The sequence below is a fragment of the Collinsella aerofaciens genome, assembly GCF_902501475.1.
In the GTDB taxonomy this organism is placed as follows: Bacteria; Actinomycetota; Coriobacteriia; order Coriobacteriales; family Coriobacteriaceae; genus Collinsella; species Collinsella aerofaciens_AL.
In genome coordinates this window covers 1-19,443 of the sequence record NZ_CABWIF010000020.1, presented here as the reverse complement: position 1 = coordinate 19,443, position 19,443 = coordinate 1, and the positions used below count along the sequence as shown (strand labels likewise).

Genomic DNA, 19,443 nt, shown 5'->3' with positions numbered 1-19,443 from the left:
ATGGGGCACGGGCGGGCGCTCAAGGCCGTCGCGAGGAAGCGGCTCAGGGCGATATACGCCGTGATGCGCGACCGGGTGCCTTACCGGGAGTAGCCCCGACGGTTGACAAAACTATAGGAACACCCAATGACTGGGCCGCTTGCCTGCGATTTTTGACCGTTGGGCGGGCTTGCCGCCCTTGCCGCAAAAACGTTTTTGCATATCGGGTACAACGGGCTTTACGTGAGTAAAGTGCGCGCCGCGTCCACGTGCCGCGTTTTTAAAGGAGGCCCCATGCCTGGTGTTACCCCTGCAGAAGTTCTGTCCAATTTTGGTATTACGCTGGTCGAAGATCCCGCCGAGAATCAACCCCGTCTGCTGGTCGATCTGCCCGCCGCGGAGCTCGTCGAGCACGCTATCCGCCGCGAAGAAGGCCGCATGGCATCCAACGGCGCGCTGGTGATCGAGACGGGGGAGCGTACCGGCCGTTCCCCCAATGACCGCTTTATCGTTGACACCCCCGATGTTCACGACAAGATTGCCTGGGGCGCGGTCAACCGCCCGCTGTCCGTCGAGAGCTATGAGGCCATCAAGGCCGGCATCGTCGACTATCTCAACGAGCGCGACGTGTTCGTCACCCGCGGCATGGCAGGTGCCGACCGCAACCACACGCGTCGACTGCTCGTTGCCTGCGAGCGTGCCAGCCAGGCACTTTTTATTAAGCAGATGCTCGCCCGCCCGCTCGCTCGCGAAATCGCGCGCACCGGCGAGCCCGACTTCTGCGTGCTCGCAGCGCCCGGTTACCAGTGCGACCCCGCCATCAAGGGCCTCAACTCCAGCGCCGCGGTGGTCATCAACTTCCAGGAACGCGTGATTCTGGTCGCCGGCACCGGCTACTCCGGCGAGATTAAAAAGTCGATCTTTAGCGTCATGAACTATCTGCTGCCCGTCGAGGACGACGTGCTGCCCATGCACTGCTCGGCCAGCATGGATCCCGTCACGCACGAGACCGCCGTGTTCTTTGGCCTGTCCGGCACCGGCAAGACCACGCTTTCGGCCAATCCCACGCGCCTGCTGATCGGCGACGACGAGCACGGTTGGTCCGACATGGGTATCTTCAACATCGAGGGTGGCTGCTACGCAAAATGCGAGGGCCTGGACGCCTTCCACGAGCCCGAGATCTTCAACGCCGTCCGTTTTGGCGCCATTTGCGAAAACGTGGTGCTCGACGAGAACCGCAAGCCCAACTACGACGACATCTCGATCACGCACAACACGCGCGTGGCCTATCCCGTGGAGCACATTCCTAACGCGTGGACTAAGGGCATGGGCACCACTCCGAGTGTCGTGCTGTTCCTGACTTGCGACGCTTTTGGCGTGCTGCCACCCATCTCACGTCTGACGGCCGATGCCGCCATGTACCACTTTGTGACGGGCTTTACGGCTAAGATTCCCGGCACCGAGGTCGGCGTCACCGAGCCCACGCCCACGTTCTCCTCGCTGTTTGGCGAGCCGTTTATGCCGCTCGACCCCATGGTCTATGCCAAGATGCTCGGCGAGCGTATCGCCGACGGTCGTACGCGCGTGTACCTGGTCAACACCGGCTGGATTGGCGGCGGCTACGGCGTGGGCCATCGCATCGAGCTGGCCTACACGCGCTCGCTGGTCGCGCGCGCCCTCGACGGCACCATCGAGGACAGCGAGTTCGTGCACGACGACATCTTTAACGTCGACATTCCCACGACGTGCCACGGCGTGCCCGATGGCATCCTGGTGCCGCGCCAATACTGGCAGAGCACCGCGCGCTATGACGAGGCCGCGCACAACCTGGCGGTGATGTTCGAGGAGAACTTCGAGAAGAAGTACTCGCACCTGCCCGAGTCCGTCAAAGCCGCCGGTCCGCACGCTCAAGTACACGCCGACGCCCGTCATCGCGGCCGCGGCCTGCTGGGACTCCGCCACTAGCTTCGCCGTGAGTCCATATCCACCACAAAGGGGACAGGCACCTTTGTGGTGGTTTTGCTCACGTGGATGACTCGGGTTACAATACGCCTGACATATCGTCCCCTTCTCCGGATGGGGACAGCGCAAGCGTTCTTGTGACGGCACCGTAGGACTTTGAAGGTGGCCGTTGTAAGGGCGCTTTTTGTTTAGGCGCCCTCACTCGGGCGCGCACAATGAAGGGAGAGCGTATGAAGAGCTTTATTGCCGAGGATTCATTCTGGGAGCTGTTTCCGCAGGCAGCGGTCGGTGTTGTGGTCGTGGAGGGCATGAAGCCCACGGCTCAGATTCCTCAAGAGGACGTGGATGCGATTGCGGCGTTTCTCGACCGCGCCAATATCGATGCGGAGCGTCATCTGACCAGCGACACTATCAGCGAGAACGCGCCGGTTAAGGCATGGCGCGAGGCGTATCGCCTGTTCAAGACCAAGAAGGGCGCGCGTTGCTCAGTTGAGAACCTGCTCAAGCGCGTGCTCAAAGGCAAGCCGGTCGGCCACATCACACCGGCGGTGGATATCTACAACACGATTTCGTTGACTTATGCGCTGCCCGTTGGCGGCGAGGACCTGCATGCGATTGAGGGAGATCTTCGCTTGAAGGTGACCGATGGTGGCGATGCGTTCTTGCCGCTTGGCGAGGAGGCGGACGATCCGACGCTGCCCGGCGAGCTCGCCTACATCGACGATGCGGGCGCTGTGTGCCGCTGCTGGAACTGGCGCGACGGCGTTCGCACGGCGCTGTCCGATGATTCGGCCGATGCGTTCCTGGCGATTGAGTGCGTGGAGCCCGAGCGGATGGGGGATTGCCAGGCCGCGATCGATCGCTTAGCCGAGCTGCTCGAGCGCTATCTGGGAGCGACGGTTGTCGTTAAGACGCTTGTGACCCGCGACAATCCCTGCGTGGAGCTGTAGCGACGCCTGCGGATCATGTTCGCCGGTCAAAACCACCACAAAGGTGCCTGTCCCCTTTGTGGTGGTTTTTATGTTGATGGGTTAACAAATGGGGTATTTGGGTACGGGTGTCGCCTTATGCGACTAAGATGTTTACCCGTAAGCATTATGCAAGCGAAAGGCGGTCGTCTCCCATGCAGCAGAACGACGAGACACGTTTCGAGGACTTTGTCGGACTGATCAGCGGGCTCTACAAGGAGATTCAGCGCATTAAGACATCCGAGGGCGCAAGGCTGGGCCTCAAGGGCTCCGACGTTATGTGCCTTTACTATCTTGAGCGCAGCAAGGACGGCCTGACTGGCGCTGACCTGGCTCGCATGGCAGGCGTGACCCGCGCCGCCGTCTCGCGTACGCTCGCGCATCTGGAGGAGGGCGGCTACGTCGAGGTCGACGATTCGGGCGATGCCGCCGTTAAGTATCGTGCTCCGGTGCGCCTGACCGCTCTGGGCGGCGAGAGCATGAGCGAAGCGGACCGCATCATTCGCGAGGTGCTCGATACCACCGGTAAGGCTATGGGTGTGGAGCAGCGCGAGCAGATGTATGCGTCGCTGCGCACGATTCTCAACACCCTGCGCGAGCTGTAGGGCCGCCAAGGCTTTTGCTTCCAATTAACAACTGCATAGTCCTGTTTGAGCGCGTATACTGTGCCGGGGCCTTGCTGTCAAAATTCCCTGCGCGGGACCTGCGCAAGAAAGGATTCGCTATGTCCGTCCGCATTATTACCGATTCCGCAAGCGATATGTCGCCGGCCGAGCACCCAGCACTGGCCGTTTTGCCGCTGTCCGTCACCTTTGGCACCGATGTGTACATGGATGGCATCGACATCGATCACCAGCGCTTTTACGAGATGCTCGTGGAGCGCGATGAGCTGCCCAAGACCGGCCAGGTCAACCCGTACGCGTTTTCGCAGGCGATTGCCAAGGTTCGTGAAGCCGGCGATGAGGCTGTGATTATTACCGTGGGCGCTAAGCTATCAGGCACCAATCAGAGTGCCCGTACCGCACTTGCCGAGGCGCCGGGCGGCGACGTGTACGTGGTGGATAGCAATAACGTCACTCTGGGCGAGCGTGTCCTGGTCGAGTATGCCCTGCGCCTGGTGGATGAGGGCCGTAGTGCGGCCCAGATCGCGGCGGCCGTCGAGGCCGTCCGTGACCGCGTGGTCGTCATCGGCCTGCTCGAGACGCTGGAGTACCTGGTGCGCGGCGGTCGTCTGTCTGCTGCGGCCGGCGCCGTGGGCACGCTGCTCAACGTAAAGCCTGTGGTGGCTGTCGAGGACGGTCTGATCGTGCAGCTGGGCAAGGCGCGCGGTTCCAAGAACGGCCGCAACCTGCTGAACCAAAAGGTCGAAAAGGCGGGCGGCATCGACTTTTCCATGCCGCTGGCGCTCGGCTATACGGGTCTTTCGGATGCGGTGCTCAAGAAGTATATCGAGGACAGTGCCGCGTTGTGGGCCGGCCATGCCGAGGGTGAGCTGCCCATCCACACTATCGGCGCCACCATCGGCACCCACGTGGGCCCCGGCGCTGTAGCCGTAGCCTTCTTCCGCCCCGCCAACTAGCTTTCCGGTCAAAACCACCACAAAGGGGACAGGTACCTTTGTGGTGGTTTATGCTGGGTTCGGTTGAAAGGAGCACGCGATGGCGTCTGAGGGCTTTTTTGAACGGGTGTACGAGGTGGTCGAGCAGATCCCCGAGGGGATGGTCGCCACGTATGGTCAGGTGGCGCTGCTTGCCGGTCGACCACGAAGTGCGCGGTATGTGGGGTATGTCCTGCATAGCAATCCGCGCCCCGGCGAGATTCCCTGTCACCGCGTGGTGTTTGCCGACGGGCGCATATGCGAGGGTTTTGCTTTTGGCGGTCCCGATGCTCAACGTGAGCTTTTGCTAGGGGAGGGTGTGGCGTTTAAGGACGACATGCACGTCGACCTGGCCGTCTGTCGTTGGCCTGCCGGACTCTAACAGCTCTGCCGTGGCCAGAACCACCACAAAGGTGCCTGTCCCCTTTGTGGTGGTTTTCTGTTGCAGGTTTACCGGGGCTAACTTATGGAGAAGCTATGGCGGCGAATATTGATGCTGCAAAGTAAACCACGGTGAACTATATTGTATTCAGCAACGGAGCAGGCAATAGGCGATGAAAAAGCCTGCCCTGTTGAGTTTGATTCGCATTCCTCCCCTCTGTGCGATTCAACGGTGTACTTCGGGAACGGGCCCGCCGGCAACTGACTGCCGGCGGGCCCGTTCCTGTTTATCGGGGGAGTGCAATGGGCGGAGCCGAAGCAGTCCGGCTCCGAAAAAGGCGGACGCCGTAGCGCCCGCCCTAAAGCAATCGAAAGCTCAAGCCAGCAGATCGGTCTAGTACACCATGCCCATGGCGTCCTGAACCTCGGCCAGGGTCTGCTCGGCGATCTCGTTGGCGCGACGGTTGCCCTCATGCAGGACGTCCTTCACATAGTCCAGATCGTTCTCGTAGCGCTGGCGACGCTCGCGGATAGGTGCGAAGTACTCGTTGACGGCCTCGGTCACGTACTTCTTGAGCTGGCCGGAGCCGCCCATGCCAATCTCCTCGGCAATCTCGACCTCGGAACGGCCGGTGCAGATGGCGGCCGTCGAAAGCAGGCCGGACACGCCGGGGCGGTTCTCGGGATCGAACGTGATCATGCGCTCGGAGTCGGTCTGGCTCTTCTTGATGCGCTTGGCCGTCTCCTCGGCGGTCATCGAGATGTTGATGGCGTTGCCGTAGCTCTTGCTCATCTTGCGACCGTCCAGGCCGGGCAGCAGCGGGGTCTCGGACAGCAGCGCGTCGACCTCGGGGAACACCTTGCCGTAGCGGTTGTTAAAGCGGCGGGCGATGGTGCGGGTGAGCTCGATGTGCGGCAGCTGGTCGCGGCCGACGGGCACCACATTGCCCTTGCAGAACAGGATGTCGCAGGCCTGGTGCACCGGGTAGGTGAGCAGAAGGCCGGTGAGCTCGTGCCCCGAGGCCTCCATCTCGGCCTTGACCGTGGGGTTGCGCGCCAGCTCGGCCTCGGACACCAGCGACAGGAACGGCAGCATGAGCTGGTTGGCGGCGGGCACGGCGGAGTGCGCGTAGATCATGGTCTTGTCGGGGTCGATACCGCAGGCAAGGTAGTCCATGACCATGTTGTACACGTTGTCCTGGATGTGCTCGGTGGTGTCGCGGTCGGTGATGACCTGGTAGTCGGCGATGAGTACGTTGGTCCTGGCGCCCATGTTCTGCAGCTCCACGCGGCCCTTGAGGGTGCCAAAGTAGTGACCCAGGTGCAGACGGCCGGTGGGGCGGTCGCCGGTAAGCATGGTGAACTTCTCGGGCGTCTTGGCCAGGCCCTCGCGAATGGCGTTGCTCTTTTGCAGCGCGACTTCGTAGCTGTTCTCGTTTGGCATGATTGCTCCTAACGTTCGTTCGCAGGTTTTGATGATAGCGTGTTTATTGAGAGGGGTGGGCGTGAGTGGGTGAGGGACTGCCAGGGGCCGGCTTTCAAGTCCGCCGCGGCGTTCGCGCGAACGGCTGCCAACGCCTTGGCACATCCTTGGCAGCTTGCCCTAGAGCTTGTGGTGGCGCTCTTTTTTGCGCTCCTCGGCTGCCTGCTCCTCCTGCTTAAAGGCGGGGTCGTCGGGGGTGACGAGCTCGTCCTCGTGCGTGCGCTTGTTGTAATGGTGGCGCAGCACGGGTTCAAACAGGTGTAGGTGCTTGGCGAAGGCCGCCGAGCCAATGGCGAGCACGGTAAAGATGAGCACGCGCATGGGCACCTCGACCTGGTTAATCGCGGCGGCGCCGGCCGAAAGCATGATGCACCAGGCATAGATGAGCAGCACGGCCTGTTTTTGGTTGTAGCCTTCTTGGATCAGGCGGTGGTGGATGTGGCCCTTGTCGGCCTGCCCGATGCTAATGTGGGCGCGCTTACGGCGCACAATGGCGCTAAACGTGTCGATGATGGGCACGCCGGCAACGATGAGCGGGATGATAAGCGATGTGAGTGCGGCGGTGCGGCTCACGTTGAGCAGCGAGATGGAGCCCAGCGCAAAGCCCAGAAGCAACGACCCCGAGTCGCCCAAGAAGATGCTTGCGGGGTTGAAGTTGTAGCGCAAAAAGGCCAGACAGGCGCCAAAGAGCGCAATGGAGAGCGCGGCGGCGTCGATGCGGCCCGAGAGAACAGCCATCGAAAACATGGTGAACGATGCGATGCCGCAGATGCCCGTGGCCAAGCCGTCGAGGCCGTCGATGAGGTTAATGATGTTGGTGAATGCCACCAGATAGATCACGGTAATGGGGTAGGCGAGCCATCCGAGCATGATCTCGCCGGGAGCAAACGGGTTGACGATGACGCCGATCCGCAGGCCGCCCATGCAGGCGATAAGCGCGGCGAGGACCTGTCCGGCCAGCTTTTGCTTGGGCGTGAGCTGGAAGACGTCGTCGATAGCGCCGGTCGCAAAGATAACGGTAAAAGAAAGCGCAAGTATGGGGTAGCTGATGTGCAGACGGGGGTGGGGCACCAAAACGGGCGGCCAACCCAGGTACCAGGTGCCCAGGATTTGCACAGTGCAGGCGACGACCAGGCCCAAAAACACAGCCGTTCCGCCCAAACGCGGGATGGGCTTGGTGTTGATGCGGCGCTTAGAAGGATAGTCGACGGCGTCGAGCTTGATTGCCAGGCGCTTGACCAGGGGTACCGTGAGGAAGGTCGTGATAAAGGCCGCCGCTGCCACGCATAGGTACGGTATGTAGCTCGGGGATGAAGCCATGAATCTAAAAACCGCCAAGCGTCGAAGGAAAAGGTCAGAAGAACGCCATGCGCAAAGGGCATAGCCGAACCATGATACTCGACCAAGGGGGGTGCATGGAATTGCACGCAGCGATAATCACGCGCTTACCAGATATTGGGATGTTGTCGATGGCTTGTCGGGATGCCGGCGTGGATCCATATGGACTGTAATGGCAATTTTCGGCAAAAGAAAACCACCCCCCACGTTACGAAAATGAACCCACCTAAAACAGGTGGGTGCCCTCATCGACTGTTCCAGCGTCCTTAACAACGAAGGATACCTGTACTAGGTACGACTGTGTGGGCTCCCTAAATAAACGCGACGGTTCACCCAGTTGCTCCGCGGGGGGCGGAATACCTACATCATAAAGCGGCACTTTATCGATTCCAGTCTTGACATTACAAAAATCGTGTCGGACGATTACGGCGCCTTGGGCTCGAGCCGTCTGTGGGGTTGATCCCTTTACGTTTGAGCTGCTGAATCGTTGTTTTGGAGCATGGTTTTATGCCGACGTCGTTGACCGAACTTTTTTCGCCCGCCTGCCATTTGTGTCCGCGCCGTTGCGGTGCGGCGCGCGATGAGGGCGCGCACGGCGTCTGCGGTGCTAACGACACGCTCAAGGTGGCCCGCGCCGCGCTTCATATGTGGGAGGAGCCGCCTATCTCGGGCGAGGCCGGTTCGGGCACGATCTTCTTTAGCGGCTGCTCGCTCAAATGTATCTACTGCCAGAACCACGAGATCTCGACCGGCAATTTTGGCCTTGAGATTTCGCCTGAGCGCCTGGTCGAGATTATGCTGGAACTGCAGGACCAGGGTGCCAACAACATCAATTTGGTGACGGCGACGCACTATGCGCACCTGTTGCCTGCCGCGATTGCCGCGGCACGGGCGCGCGGACTGGTTATCCCAATCGTCTACAACACGAGTGGTTACGAGCGCGCGAGTGCCGTGGCGGCGCTGGGCGACCTGGTCGATGTGTGGCTCACCGACTTTAAATATGCCGATGCCGGGCTTGCGCAGTCGCTCTCCCATATAAAGGATTACCCGCGTGTGGCCGTGTCGGGTCTGGCCCAGATGGCGCGCGAGATCGAGCGCCGCGGGGGAGAGTTGGTGGACGAGGACGGGCTTATGAAGCGTGGCATGATCGTGCGTCACCTGGTGCTTCCGGGGCATGCAGACGATTCGTGTCGCGTGCTGGACCTGGTGTGGCAGACGGTGGGCGACGTGCCGATCTCGGTTATGAACCAGTACACGCCCAATGCGCTCATGCGCGAGCAGGGCGGCGAGTTGGCGCGCGCTGTGACGCGTGAGGAGTACGAGCAGGTGCTCGACCATGCCGACGACCTGGGTTTTACGACGATGTTCTGGCAAGAGGGCGGCGCGGTAGACGAGAGCTTCACCCCGGCCTTCGACACCACCGGTGTTCTTACCAGCGCAAAGTAGTGCGTTCGTCGATGATTTTTCTGGGACGGGGATAAAAAATCATCGAGAGGATCGCCTGTTCGAAAAGTTGCCAAAATAGCCGCGCCCCAAAAAGACTGGTTATTGGGCGTTGACAGTTGGCGAGCCGTAGGTAAAATATCGACTTGTCCTGGGGACGTAGCTCAGTTGGGAGAGCGCTGCCGTCGCATGGCAGAGGCCGAGGGTTCGACTCCCTTCGTCTCCACCCTTGGATTTGATAAGCCGCTGACATTGTGTCGGCGGCTTTTTTTAAAAGAAAGGGCTATACCATGGCCGAGCTTGAGTCCCAACCATTGTCCGACGAGGAGCGCGCTGAGTTGGAAGAGCTCCGCGCTGAGAAGGCCCGCCGCGAGGCTCGGGAAGAGGCCCGTCGCGAGCGTGAGGAGCTGGCTGCCCTGCGCGCCGAGCGTGCGAAGGCCGAGGAGGTCGCCTTGAACGCCGCATCCGAGCGCAAGCCCGCGCCCGCACCCAAGCCCGCTGCTGCGAAGCCTGCACCTGCCGCGCCCAAACCTCAGCCTAAAAAGGCCGCTCGTCCCAAGTCCGTCGAGCCCAAGCCGAGCCGTGACGAGATGACCTTTGCCCAGCGCATGGTTACCTCCAAGGAACCTACGGGCGAGAACGAGATTCCTGGCATGGCGCCGGCTCAAAAAATCATCATTGTCCTTGCCCTCATCGCGTTTGTCATCTTTATGGGCTACACGATCCTGACCAGCATGGGCCTGCTCTAACCGATTTGCATCGGGCTCCATGCCCGCACGTCCGCCTCGCCCAACCCTCAACCTCTGCACAACACATCCGAAAGGTCGCCCCATGGCTTTGACCGATATCTCTCATCCCACCGACATCGCAATGCTCACCGATCTGTACGAACTCACTATGGCCCAGGGCCTGTGGGAGAGCGGCAAGGCCAATGAGCAGGGTTGTTTTACCGCGTTTTACCGCGACCATCCCTTTGGCAGCGCCTATGCCGTCATGTGCGGCACCGCCGAGCTGCCCGAGCTAGTCGAGAATCTGCGCTTTACGCCCGAGGATATCGACTACCTCGCATCGCTTGAGGCCCCGGCCGGCGGCGCGATGTTCAAGTCCGCATTCCTCGACTACCTGCGCGATTTTCGTGCGCATGTAAATATCGACGCCGTCCCCGAGGGCGAGCTCGTCTTTCCACGCGAGCCCATGGTGCGCGTCACCGGTCCTGCGCTCGAGTGCCAGCTGCTCGAGACGGCGCTGCTCAACATCGTCGGGTTCCAGACACTTGTCGCCACCAAGACGGCGCGCGTGGTGCTGGCGGCGGACGGCCGTCCCGTGGCCGAGTTTGGCCTGCGCCGAGCCCAGGGTCCCGATGGCGGCCTGGCCGTTGCGCGCGCGAGCTACGTCGCCGGCTGCTCCTCTACGTCCAATGTGCTCGCCGGCCGCCGCTACGGTATTCCCGTCTTTGGCACGCATGCGCACAGCTGGGTGATGAGCTTCGATTCCGAGCTCGAGGCCTTCCGCGCCTTTGCCAAGTCGAGCCCCAAGAACTGCACGCTGCTCATCGACACCTACGATGTGCGCGAGGGCTGCGAGCATGCCATTACGGTTGCCAAGGAGATGGAGGCGGCGGGCGAGCGTCTGTCGGCTATTCGCATTGACTCGGGCGACCTCGCCAAGCTCTCCAAGTATGTCCGCGGTCGTTTCGATGCCGAGGGCCTGCCCTATGTGAGGATCTCGGTTTCTAACGATCTGGATGAGTACACGATTCAGTCGCTGCTCGACCAGGGCGCGCCCATCGATAGCTTTGGCGTGGGCACCAAGCTCGCGACCTGCTACGACCAGCCGGCGCTGGGCGGCGTGTACAAGCTTTCCGCCCGCCGTGCGAGCGAGGCCGACCCGTGGACGCCGGTGGTCAAGCTCTCCGAGCAGCCCTACAAGCGCACGATCCCGGGCGTGCAGCGCGTGCGCCGTTATTACGACGGCTTTGGCGGCCCGGTCTGCGACATGATCTACGACGAGGACCATCTGGTGGGGGAGGGCGCCGCGCGCGGCAATACCCTCGTGGCCGTGAATGATGCCGCCCTGGTGACCGACGTGTCGGAGCTTGAGTATCGCGAGCTGCTGGTGCCGATCGTGCGCGATGGCAGCGCAGTGGCTCCGCGTGAGAGCATCCAGGACGCGCGCGAGCGCTGTGTTTGGGCGCTCGATCATCTGGACGCAGCTTTCAAGCGCTTCCTGTACCCGCAGACCTATGTGGTGGGCATGGAGCAGGGCCTGGCTCAGGTGCGCGACGAGCTCGTGCGCAAGAACATGGCCGCGGCCTCGGCTTTCCCCTGGGCAAAATGATTCCTTGGGCGGTAGGGGCGAGTCACGCTCCCTTGGCCGCCAGCTCGGCCGTTCGCTGAACAGTTGATTGGTTTGACGTATGACGACTTCTTATAAAACGATGGTGGTAAAGATCGGTTCGTCCACGGTGGTGGGCGCCGATGGCAAGGTCAACCGCGCCTTTATCGGCGGACTTGCCGATCAAGCCGCAGCGCTGCGCAAGCTCGGCTGGCGTCTGGTCGTGGTGAGCTCGGGCGCTATTGCCTGTGGCTATCCCGTGTTGGGCTTCGACCGCAAGCCGGTCGGCGACCTTCCGAGCCTGCAGGCCTGCGCCTCGGCTGGTCAGTGCATCATCTCGTCGGCCTACGACGAGGAGTTCCATGCGCGCGACCTGCTCACCTCGCTCGTGCTGCTCACGCGTCACGACACGGCGCGTCGCACGTCCTACCTGCACGCGCGCGACGCCCTGCTGCGTCTGGTGGAGCTGGGCGTGGTGCCGGTCGTCAACGAGAACGACACCGTTACCGTCGACGAGATCAAGTTTGGCGACAACGACACACTGGCGGCGCTCGTGAGCTGCCTGGTTTCTGCCGATCTGTGCGTGACGCTCTCGGACATCGATGGTCTCTATACTGCCAATCCGCATGAGGACCCCATGGCCGAGTTTGTTCCTGTCGTGCATAAGATCGATGCCAAGATTATTGCCTCGGCGGGCGATTCTTCCACATCGGTGGGCACGGGCGGCATGATTACCAAGATCCGCGCGAGCCGCATCCTGATGACGGCGGGCATTCAGAGCGTGATTTGCTCGGGCGAGGAGCCCGATGCGCTCGTGCGCCTCGCCCGCGGCGAGAGCGTGGGCACGCTGTTCGATCCGCCGGCGGAGCGTCTGGACATCGCACCCCGCAAGCTGTGGATCGCGCTGGGCGACAAGGCACATGGGTCGGTGACGGTTGATGATGGTGCTGCGAAGGCGCTGGTTAGCCGTGGCTCTTCCTTGCTTGCGGTGGGTATTCGCGAGGTCGATGGCCAGTTTGCCGAGGGCGATGTGCTCGATGTGTGCGATCCGAGAGGTATGGTCGTCGCCCGCGGTATCGCCGAGGCCGATTCGGACGTGCTGGAGCTTGCAGCCGGCCGCCGCCAGGACCAGATCGCCAGCAACCGCCTGCTGGCAAACCTGGCCGAGAAGCCCGCAATCCATCGAGATAATTTGATCGTCTTCGCCTAACGGGTCGACGCTGCGCGCCGCCCAGAGCGACAATTTGTCATTCAAAAGGTGAGGCATGACCATCAGGTCTATGCCTAACCAATTGACGCTGCAAACGCCCCTAAGCGGCAATCTGACGTTCAATCGTCGGGCATGACCAAAAGGTCAATGCCCTCCTCTTTCACGTCACCTTGTCCGCTTAGGGGCGTTTTCGCTTTTCGTCCTCTTTCTGCAATGACTTCATTAACCTGGCACTTGGGGACGTTCCTTATGTGCCGGCGCTTTGGGACACTCCTTTGTTAGAAGATTCGGCGCAGGTCTCCGCGGTTGAGGGCTTCGTCGAAGAGGTGCTTGAATACCACGCTGCCGTGCAGACCGTCGTGCTCGAGTTCGTTGGTCACCCAGGCATGCGAGTTGCCCACGCGTCTGAGCGTATCGAGCTGCAGGCCCGAATCGACGTACATGTCGTCGAAATACACCGCGGCCTGGAGCGGCACCTCGTTGCAGGCCAGGCGCTGCGGGTCGTAGATCTTGTCCCAGCTGGTGTCTTCCATCAGCAGGTCCATGGCGGGCTTGAAGGGCTTGAGCTCGGGCATCTGCTCGAACATCCACGGGAACATGGCCTCGCCGGTAAACATGAGCGGGCGCGCGAGGGTGTCGAACTCGGCGCGGTGTGCCTTCTCTTCAGCCGCGGCCCAACCAATGGGCATGGTGTCGCCGTCGGCGTATATGAACTCCTGCAGCGTCCAGTACAGCGGATTCGTGCGCGTGTTGGTGCGCTCGAAGGCGCGCATCAAAAAGCTGTCAGATACCGAGGCGCCGCAGGTCAGCGTACCGTCGCCGTCAACAAAAGCGTGATCGATAATCCAATGCATGCGCTCAAAGCTCGGCTTCATGCCAAAGTCGCTGCCCATGAGCTGTAGGCGCTCGACCGTCATCGGCGAGCCGTCGGGCAGCACGGGCTTCTGGGCCTCGAGCGCATCGGCCAGGGCTGCCACGCGGTCGACGTCAGCGGGGTAGCGGTCGTAATACTGCTGCGTCTTGGCGGCTATGCGCGGGAAGGTGTGCGCGTAGACCTCGCTTGCGCTCGCCGGCACGTGGGGGATGCCGCCGCAGGTAAAGCTTGCCGCTATGCCCTCGGGGAAGAGCGACAGATAGCTCAACGTCAAAAAGCCGCCGTAGCTCTGCCCGAGTGTGACCCAGGGCTTGCCGCCAAAGCCCACCAGGCGCAGGTACTCAAAATCGCGCACGATGGAGCTGGCGAGGTGGCGCTTGAGGAAATCCGCCTGCGAGCGTGCGGCATCGGAGCCGGCCGCCGTCGCGCGCTCACCCAGTGCCTTGATCGTGCGTCCGTCCACGCAGCTACTGCGTCCGGTGCCGCGCTGGTCGGGAAGGACCACGCGGAAGTGCTTGACGGCCTCCTCGATCCAGCCGTCGCTTGTGGGCGACAGCGGACGTGGGCTCTCGCCGCCGGGGCCGCCCTGCAAAAACAGGAGCAGCGGCAGATCGTCGTTGATGCGGTCGGGCGCGCAAACCACGCGGTAGAAGAGCTTGATGCTCTCGGGCGCGCCGGCGATGGGTGCCGGCATAGCGCCGCGGCGCATGGTGCTGCCGACGGCCAGGAGCATCGGCTCCAGGCCGCGCCAGTCAAGGGGGACGTCGATGCTGTGGTCCTCGACGTAAAGGCCGGGGACGTGGTACGAAGTGATGAGGGCCATGTGAGTCTTCCGTTCGTTGCGGTGTTTCGGGTTGACCAATTCTACCGCCGCGGGCGAGGCCATGCGCAAATCGGCTACCATGGTTGCAAACTTCTAGGAGAAAGGGCCGCCCATGTCGGTCGATATAGCCACGTATGTCCACGATCTTGCCGTTGCCGCCAAGGCAGCGTCGGCCTCGCTTGCCACGGCGAGCGATGAGCAGCGCCAGGAGGCCGTGCGCGCCATGGCCGCAGCACTGCGCAACGGTGTCGACTCCATCGTCGCCGCCAACGAGCTCGATATGTCCGCCGCGCGCGATGCGGGCACTTCGGCCGGTCTGCTCGACCGTCTGCTGCTGACGCCTGAGCGCGTCGAGGGCATGGCCGCCGGTTTGGAGAAGCTCGCCGAGCTGCCCGATCCCGTCGGCCGCGTGCTCGACCACCGCGTGCTTGCGAGCGGTGTGGACCTGACCCGCGTGAGCGTGCCGTTGGGCCTGGTCGCCATGGTCTACGAGGCGCGCCCCAACGTGACGGCCGACGCCGCAGGCATCTGCATCCGTACCGGCAACGCCTGCATTCTACGCGGCGGCTCGCTGGCCTATCACTCGTGTGCCATGATCGCCGAGCTGCTGGCCGATGCGCTCGAGGCCAAGGGCTTCCCGCGCGAGGCCGTGTCGATGATCGAGTCCACCGACCGCGAGGCCACCGGCGAGCTCATGAAGCTCCGCGGTATTGTCGACGTACTCATTCCGCGCGGAGGTGCAGGCCTGATCCAGCGCTGCGTGCGCGAGTCGCTTGTGCCGGTGATCGAGACGGGCACGGGCAACTGCCACATCTACGTGCATGAATCCGCCGACTTTGATAAGGCGCTCAACATTATCGTTAATGCCAAGACCCAGCGCGTAGGCGTGTGCAATGCCGCCGAGTCGCTGCTGGTCGACCGTGCTGTGGCCGATGCGTTTTTGCCCGCGGTCGTGACCGTGCTGCATGACCACGGCGTGCTGATTCACGGCGACGAGGCAACCTGCGCCGCATGCGCCGATGCCGGGCTTGTGGAGGGCGATGACTACGTCGCCGCGACTGAGGAGGACTGGGGTCGCGAGTACCTGGCGCTCGAGATGAGCGTGAAGGTCGTGGCAAACGAGGACGAGGCCATCGCACACATCAACCGCTACGGCACGATGCACTCCGAGGCCATCGTTGCCGAGGATGCGGATGCTTGCGAGCGCTTCCTCGATGCTGTCGATGCCTCGGCCGTGTACTCCAACGCCAGCACTCGCTTCACTGACGGCGGCGAGTTTGGCCTGGGTGCCGAGATCGGCATCTCGACCCAAAAACTCCACGCCCGTGGCCCCTTTGCCGCCGAGGCCCTCACCACCTACAAATACAAGCTCCGCGGCACCGGCCAGGTCCGTCCCTAACGCCCGCGCCACCTAAAACCACCACAAAGGTGCCTGTCCCCTTTGTGGTGGTTTTAGGTGGCGTTGACGGTTAGGCCTGGAAGGTATCTCGGTCGGGGGCGAAGGACTGCATGGCCGCGATGGTGCGGTCAAAGAGCTCGGGGAGCTCCCAGCCCAACATCTCGGCGCCCTGCGAAATCACGTCGCGCGAGCAGCCGGCGGCAAAGCGTTTGTCCTTGAACTTCTTCTTGAGCGACTTGGTCGTAAAGTCCATAACGCTCTTGCTCGGGCGCATGATGACGGCAGCGCCGATCAGGCCGGTGAGCTCATCGCAGGCAAACAGGATCTTTTCCATCTGCAGCTCGGGCTTGGGTAGTGAGGTGTTGAAGTCCGACGTGTGCGTCTGGATGGCGCGAATGAGCTCGGGAGACGCACCTTCGTCCTCAAGAATCTCGGCAGCATAGATGGTGTGGTTAATGGGGTCGTCCTCATGCTCCTCCCAATCCAGGTCGTGCAGCAGACCGACGATGCCCCAAAACTCCTCGTTCTCGGGGTCGAACTCGCGCGCAAAGTAGCGCATAGTGCCCTCGACCGTCTCGCCATGGGTGATATGGAACGGGTCCTTGTTGTGCTCATTGAGCAGTTCGAACGCGCGGTCGCGGGTGATTCCGGCGGTAAGCGGCTCTGCCATAAGAGACTCCTTGTGCTCGTGGGTATCGATAAGAATGAATACTACTAGAACAAGAAAACCACCACAAAGGTGCCTGTTCCCTTTGTGGTGGTTTTTGGCGCGGATGGGTTAGTTGAGGGCGGCTTGGGCTAGGCGGGCTTCGGCGGCCTCCTCGGTGACGCCAAGGGCCACGGCGAACTCCTCGATGGAGCGGCGTTTGGCCTCCTTGAGTACGCGCATGTAGTAGGAGCTGGGTTTTTTATCAGCTTCCTCGGCCTGGCGAATGCGGTGCATCATGGTCTTTGCCACGCGGACCGTCTCGGGCGCGCCCAGCTTGAGCTGCTGCTTAAAGTGTGTCTCCTCAAGCGAGCTGTTGCGCTCGGTAAAGGTGTCGCACTCCAGCTCGTCATAGTGGCTCAGCAGGTGCTCGGCATCTTGCTGCGAGATGGCGGCGTGCAAACGGTCGGCCTGCGCCACGGGGTACATGAGGATCGTCTGCGCATGTCCCTGCTTGGTCTCGAGCAGCAGCATGGGCTGCGGTGTGTCGTCCCTAAAACCGACGACGGTGCAGACTCCCTGGCCCGGATGAATGACGTGTTGACCGATTGAGAACATGCTACCTCCAACTTATACGAATTTACGTATGTCTAGAATAACACGCTGACGTGCGCAAACCCTTACTTTATGCAGGAAAAGCACACAACTCTGATAGGTAAGAGTATTCGATAACAGACGCAGCTCATTCACACCTTTATGCATTTTCAACGCCTGCATAATCTGCAGGCAGACTGGCATCTTTGAGTGACTCCATACAAGCTGTAGTCATTTTTGTGCATATGCAATATCTATTAGCTTTACCCTGCGACAGTGCCCGTCGCTTGTGATAGAGTGCTACAAACTCTGGCTTTTGCCCTACGAGTGACCAAGAGCTCGGGGGCTTTAACACAAGGAGGATCTATGCCCGAGAAGATTGAAGAGCTGGTACGCGCTGCGCTTGCTGCGGCCCAGGAGGCCGGCGACCTTTCCGCATTTGAACTTGACGATTGCGCTATCGAGCGACCGGCTGACACTTCTCATGGCGAGTGGACCTCTACCATGGCCCTGAAGTCCGCCAAGCTGGCCCACTGCGCCCCGCGCAAGATCGCCGAGGCCATCGTTGCCCATATGCCCGAGGACCCCGCGATCGAGAAGGTCGAGATCGCAGGCCCCGGCTTCATCAACTTCTACCTCTCCGTTGCCGTCAAGAATGCCATCTTTGGCGAGGCTCGCGAGAAGGGTATGGACTTCGCTAAGTCCAACGTCGGTGGTGGCCTGAAGACCCAGGTCGAGTTCGTTTCCGCCAACCCCGTCGGCCCCATGCACATCGGCCACGGCCGCTGGGCCGCGCTGGGCGACTCGCTCTGCCGTGTTATGGACCACGCCGGTTACGACATCCAGCGTGAGTTCTACATCAACGACCACGGCTCTCAGATGAACACCTTCGGCAACTCCATCAGCACGCGCTATATGCAGCTTGCCGACATCATCGCCAAGCAGGGCGTGGATATCGACGAGGCTCACAAGCTGCTGATCGCCGACCGCGACGCTTTCGTTGCCGACGAGAACGACGAGCATCCCGAGACCCATCCGTACCAGGATAACTTTGCCGAGACCCTGGGCAAGGACTCCTACGGCGGCGACTACATCATCGACGAGGCCGCCGAGTTCTGGCGCACCGACGGCGATAAGTGGGTCAACGCCGATCCGCAGGAGCGCATGGAGAGCTTCCGCGAGCGCGGCTATGTAAAGATGGTCGACAACATGCGCGACCTTTGCCATGCCGTTAACTGCGACTTCGATCGTTGGTTCTCCGAGCGCTCGCTGTATGTGAAGGACACCGAGGGCGAGACCGCCGGCACCTCCGCCGTCGACCGCGCTTTTGAGAAGCTCGACAAGATGGGCTACCTCTACACCAAGGACGGCGCCCTGTGGTTCCGCTCCACCGACCTGGGCGATGACAAGGACCGCGTCCTGATCAAGTCCGACGGCGAGTACACCTACTTCGCCTCCGACGTTGCCTATCACTGGGATAAGTTCCAGCGCGTCGACCACGTCATCGACATCTGGGGCGCCGACCACCACGGCTACATCGAGCGCGTCCGCTGCGTCTGCGACGCTCTTGGCTATCCCGGCAAGTTCGAGGTTCTGCTGGGCCAGCTCGTCAACCTGCTGCGCAACGGCAAGCCCGTCCGTATGTCCAAGCGCAAGGGCACCATGGTGACCCTGCAGGAGCTCGTCGACGAGGTCGGCTCCGATGCCGCTCGCTACACGCTCATCTCCAAGAGCTCCAACCAGATGGTCGACTTCGATATTGAGGCCGTTAAGAAACGCGACAACTCCAACCCGGTGTACTACGTGCAGTACGCTCACGCCCGTGTGTGCTCCATCCTGCGTCGTGCCGCTGACGTTACGCCCGAGCAGGCTGACGAGATGGGCATGAAGGCCGTCGCCGCCAAGGCCATCGGTGAGAACGTCGATTACTCGCTGCTGACCGACCCGACCGAGCTCGCCCTTTCGCGTAAGCTCAACGAGCTCACCGACCTCATCGCCAGCTGCGCTCGCGACCGCGCCCCGTTCCGTCTGACGCACTTTGCTGAGGAACTCGCCGGCGACTTCCACAGCTTCTACGCTGCCTGCCAGGTTCTGCCGAGCGAGGGCCGTCCCGTCGACCCCGAGCTTTCGCGTGCCCGTCTGGCCGCTTGCGACGCCGTCCGCGTGACGCTCGCCCTGGTGCTCACCCTTGTTGGCGTTTCCGCGCCCGAGCAGATGTAATCTGCGAGTCATTTGACCGTACAGACTTGGTTTAACTAAGCCTTGAAAGCCCGATCTCCCACGGATGAACTGCCTCCCATTTCTTGGACATGAGAAATGGGAGGCTTTCTTTATGCGCGTTGATTTGAGGGTGAAGCATGATGTCGAGGCCAGGAAGGCGGCCATAGGGCTCTTCGAGCTCGGGCACGGGTA

Annotated in this window: 16 protein-coding genes and 1 tRNA gene; 12 read left to right on the top strand and 5 right to left on the bottom strand. The window is 61.7% G+C overall.

The features are described 5' to 3' along the window. The first annotated feature begins 273 nt into the window (after positions 1-273). The 5 genes from pckA (at position 274) to GDJ93_RS05070 (ending at position 4,888) form a co-directional block, all read left to right on the top strand. A complete protein-coding gene (gene pckA, locus GDJ93_RS05090) occupies positions 274-1,944 on the top strand; it encodes a phosphoenolpyruvate carboxykinase (ATP) (protein WP_193221455.1) in 1,671 nt (556 codons plus the stop codon). 227 nt (positions 1,945-2,171) lie between these two features. Further along, positions 2,172-2,891 (top strand): B3/B4 domain-containing protein, encoded by a 720-nt coding sequence (locus GDJ93_RS05085; protein WP_152067985.1) that lies wholly within the window; start codon positions 2,172-2,174, stop codon positions 2,889-2,891. A 173-nt stretch (positions 2,892-3,064) separates the two neighbouring features. After that, positions 3,065-3,514: a MarR family winged helix-turn-helix transcriptional regulator gene (locus tag GDJ93_RS05080; RefSeq protein ID WP_035137250.1), complete on the top strand. Its 450-nt coding sequence runs from the start codon at positions 3,065-3,067 to the stop codon at positions 3,512-3,514. A gap of 119 nt (positions 3,515-3,633) precedes the next feature. Then, positions 3,634-4,488, top strand: coding sequence for a DegV family protein (locus tag GDJ93_RS05075; protein ID WP_152067984.1), 855 nt, complete (start codon positions 3,634-3,636; stop codon positions 4,486-4,488). A 79-nt stretch (positions 4,489-4,567) separates the two neighbouring features. Beyond that, positions 4,568-4,888: an MGMT family protein gene (locus GDJ93_RS05070; RefSeq protein WP_152067983.1), complete on the top strand. Its 321-nt coding sequence runs from the start codon at positions 4,568-4,570 to the stop codon at positions 4,886-4,888. 393 nt (positions 4,889-5,281) lie between these two features. Here the strand turns inward: GDJ93_RS05070 and trpS are convergent, their stop codons facing one another. Both trpS and GDJ93_RS05060 read right to left on the bottom strand, forming a co-directional pair. Further along, entirely contained in the window at positions 5,282-6,331 is a 1,050-nt protein-coding gene (gene trpS, locus GDJ93_RS05065) for a tryptophan--tRNA ligase (RefSeq protein ID WP_152067982.1), read from the bottom strand. Positions 6,332-6,490: 159 nt separating this feature from the next. Next, complete coding sequence (locus GDJ93_RS05060) at positions 6,491-7,690, bottom strand: MraY family glycosyltransferase (protein WP_152067981.1); 1,200 nt, start codon at positions 7,688-7,690, stop codon at positions 6,491-6,493. Positions 7,691-8,215: 525 nt separating this feature from the next. Here GDJ93_RS05060 and GDJ93_RS05055 point away from each other — a divergent pair. The 5 genes from GDJ93_RS05055 to proB all read left to right on the top strand — a co-directional run bounded on the left by GDJ93_RS05055 (position 8,216) and on the right by proB (position 12,695). Next, complete coding sequence (locus tag GDJ93_RS05055) at positions 8,216-9,154, top strand: radical SAM protein (protein ID WP_152067980.1); 939 nt, start codon at positions 8,216-8,218, stop codon at positions 9,152-9,154. 150 nt (positions 9,155-9,304) lie between these two features. Further along, positions 9,305-9,377, top strand: a tRNA-Ala gene (locus tag GDJ93_RS05050). A gap of 64 nt (positions 9,378-9,441) precedes the next feature. After that, positions 9,442-9,900, top strand: coding sequence for a hypothetical protein (locus GDJ93_RS05045; RefSeq protein ID WP_148332243.1), 459 nt, complete (start codon positions 9,442-9,444; stop codon positions 9,898-9,900). A gap of 82 nt (positions 9,901-9,982) precedes the next feature. Beyond that, positions 9,983-11,488 carry a nicotinate phosphoribosyltransferase gene (locus GDJ93_RS05040; protein WP_152067979.1) on the top strand — a complete coding sequence of 502 codons (1,506 nt, stop codon included), beginning with the start codon at positions 9,983-9,985 and terminating at the stop codon, positions 11,486-11,488. Positions 11,489-11,567: 79 nt separating this feature from the next. After that, a complete protein-coding gene (gene proB / locus GDJ93_RS05035) occupies positions 11,568-12,695 on the top strand; it encodes a glutamate 5-kinase (protein ID WP_152067978.1) in 1,128 nt (375 codons plus the stop codon). A 278-nt stretch (positions 12,696-12,973) separates the two neighbouring features. On the opposite strand, the gene GDJ93_RS05030 is transcribed toward proB, so the two are convergent. After that, positions 12,974-14,392, bottom strand: coding sequence for an alpha/beta fold hydrolase (locus GDJ93_RS05030; RefSeq protein ID WP_152067977.1), 1,419 nt, complete (start codon positions 14,390-14,392; stop codon positions 12,974-12,976). Between the two features lie 112 nt (positions 14,393-14,504). Between GDJ93_RS05030 and GDJ93_RS05025 the strand changes: the two genes are divergently transcribed. Further along, positions 14,505-15,791 carry a glutamate-5-semialdehyde dehydrogenase gene (locus GDJ93_RS05025; protein WP_152067976.1) on the top strand — a complete coding sequence of 429 codons (1,287 nt, stop codon included), beginning with the start codon at positions 14,505-14,507 and terminating at the stop codon, positions 15,789-15,791. Between the two features lie 70 nt (positions 15,792-15,861). Here GDJ93_RS05025 and GDJ93_RS05020 read toward each other — a convergent pair whose 3' ends face one another. Both GDJ93_RS05020 and GDJ93_RS05015 read right to left on the bottom strand, forming a co-directional pair. Next, positions 15,862-16,461, bottom strand: coding sequence for an HD domain-containing protein (locus GDJ93_RS05020; protein ID WP_152067975.1), 600 nt, complete (start codon positions 16,459-16,461; stop codon positions 15,862-15,864). Between the two features lie 108 nt (positions 16,462-16,569). Further along, complete coding sequence (locus GDJ93_RS05015; protein ID WP_006235480.1) at positions 16,570-17,055, bottom strand: CarD family transcriptional regulator; 486 nt, start codon at positions 17,053-17,055, stop codon at positions 16,570-16,572. A 342-nt stretch (positions 17,056-17,397) separates the two neighbouring features. On the opposite strand from GDJ93_RS05015, the gene argS reads away from it, so the two are divergent. Further along, positions 17,398-19,251 carry an arginine--tRNA ligase gene (argS, locus tag GDJ93_RS05010; protein WP_055286535.1) on the top strand — a complete coding sequence of 618 codons (1,854 nt, stop codon included), beginning with the start codon at positions 17,398-17,400 and terminating at the stop codon, positions 19,249-19,251. Positions 19,252-19,443: the final 192 nt, after the last annotated feature.

What these genes read in the sequence shown, in the direction of transcription:
- pckA (WP_193221455.1), top strand. Translation starts at nt 274, where the DNA reads ATGCCTGGTGTTACCCCTGCAGAAGTTCTGTCCAATTTTGGTATTACG.
- GDJ93_RS05085 (WP_152067985.1), top strand. Translation starts at nt 2,172, where the DNA reads ATGAAGAGCTTTATTGCCGAGGATTCATTCTGGGAGCTGTTTCCGCAG.
- GDJ93_RS05080 (WP_035137250.1), top strand. Translation starts at nt 3,065, where the DNA reads ATGCAGCAGAACGACGAGACACGTTTCGAGGACTTTGTCGGACTGATC.
- GDJ93_RS05075 (WP_152067984.1), top strand. Translation starts at nt 3,634, where the DNA reads ATGTCCGTCCGCATTATTACCGATTCCGCAAGCGATATGTCGCCGGCC.
- GDJ93_RS05070 (WP_152067983.1), top strand. Translation starts at nt 4,568, where the DNA reads ATGGCGTCTGAGGGCTTTTTTGAACGGGTGTACGAGGTGGTCGAGCAG.
- trpS (WP_152067982.1), bottom strand. Translation starts at nt 6,331, where the DNA reads ATGCCAAACGAGAACAGCTACGAAGTCGCGCTGCAAAAGAGCAACGCC.
- GDJ93_RS05060 (WP_152067981.1), bottom strand. Translation starts at nt 7,690, where the DNA reads ATGGCTTCATCCCCGAGCTACATACCGTACCTATGCGTGGCAGCGGCG.
- GDJ93_RS05055 (WP_152067980.1), top strand. Translation starts at nt 8,216, where the DNA reads ATGCCGACGTCGTTGACCGAACTTTTTTCGCCCGCCTGCCATTTGTGT.
- GDJ93_RS05045 (WP_148332243.1), top strand. Translation starts at nt 9,442, where the DNA reads ATGGCCGAGCTTGAGTCCCAACCATTGTCCGACGAGGAGCGCGCTGAG.
- GDJ93_RS05040 (WP_152067979.1), top strand. Translation starts at nt 9,983, where the DNA reads ATGGCTTTGACCGATATCTCTCATCCCACCGACATCGCAATGCTCACC.
- proB (WP_152067978.1), top strand. Translation starts at nt 11,568, where the DNA reads ATGACGACTTCTTATAAAACGATGGTGGTAAAGATCGGTTCGTCCACG.
- GDJ93_RS05030 (WP_152067977.1), bottom strand. Translation starts at nt 14,392, where the DNA reads ATGGCCCTCATCACTTCGTACCACGTCCCCGGCCTTTACGTCGAGGAC.
- GDJ93_RS05025 (WP_152067976.1), top strand. Translation starts at nt 14,505, where the DNA reads ATGTCGGTCGATATAGCCACGTATGTCCACGATCTTGCCGTTGCCGCC.
- GDJ93_RS05020 (WP_152067975.1), bottom strand. Translation starts at nt 16,461, where the DNA reads ATGGCAGAGCCGCTTACCGCCGGAATCACCCGCGACCGCGCGTTCGAA.
- GDJ93_RS05015 (WP_006235480.1), bottom strand. Translation starts at nt 17,055, where the DNA reads ATGTTCTCAATCGGTCAACACGTCATTCATCCGGGCCAGGGAGTCTGC.
- argS (WP_055286535.1), top strand. Translation starts at nt 17,398, where the DNA reads ATGCCCGAGAAGATTGAAGAGCTGGTACGCGCTGCGCTTGCTGCGGCC.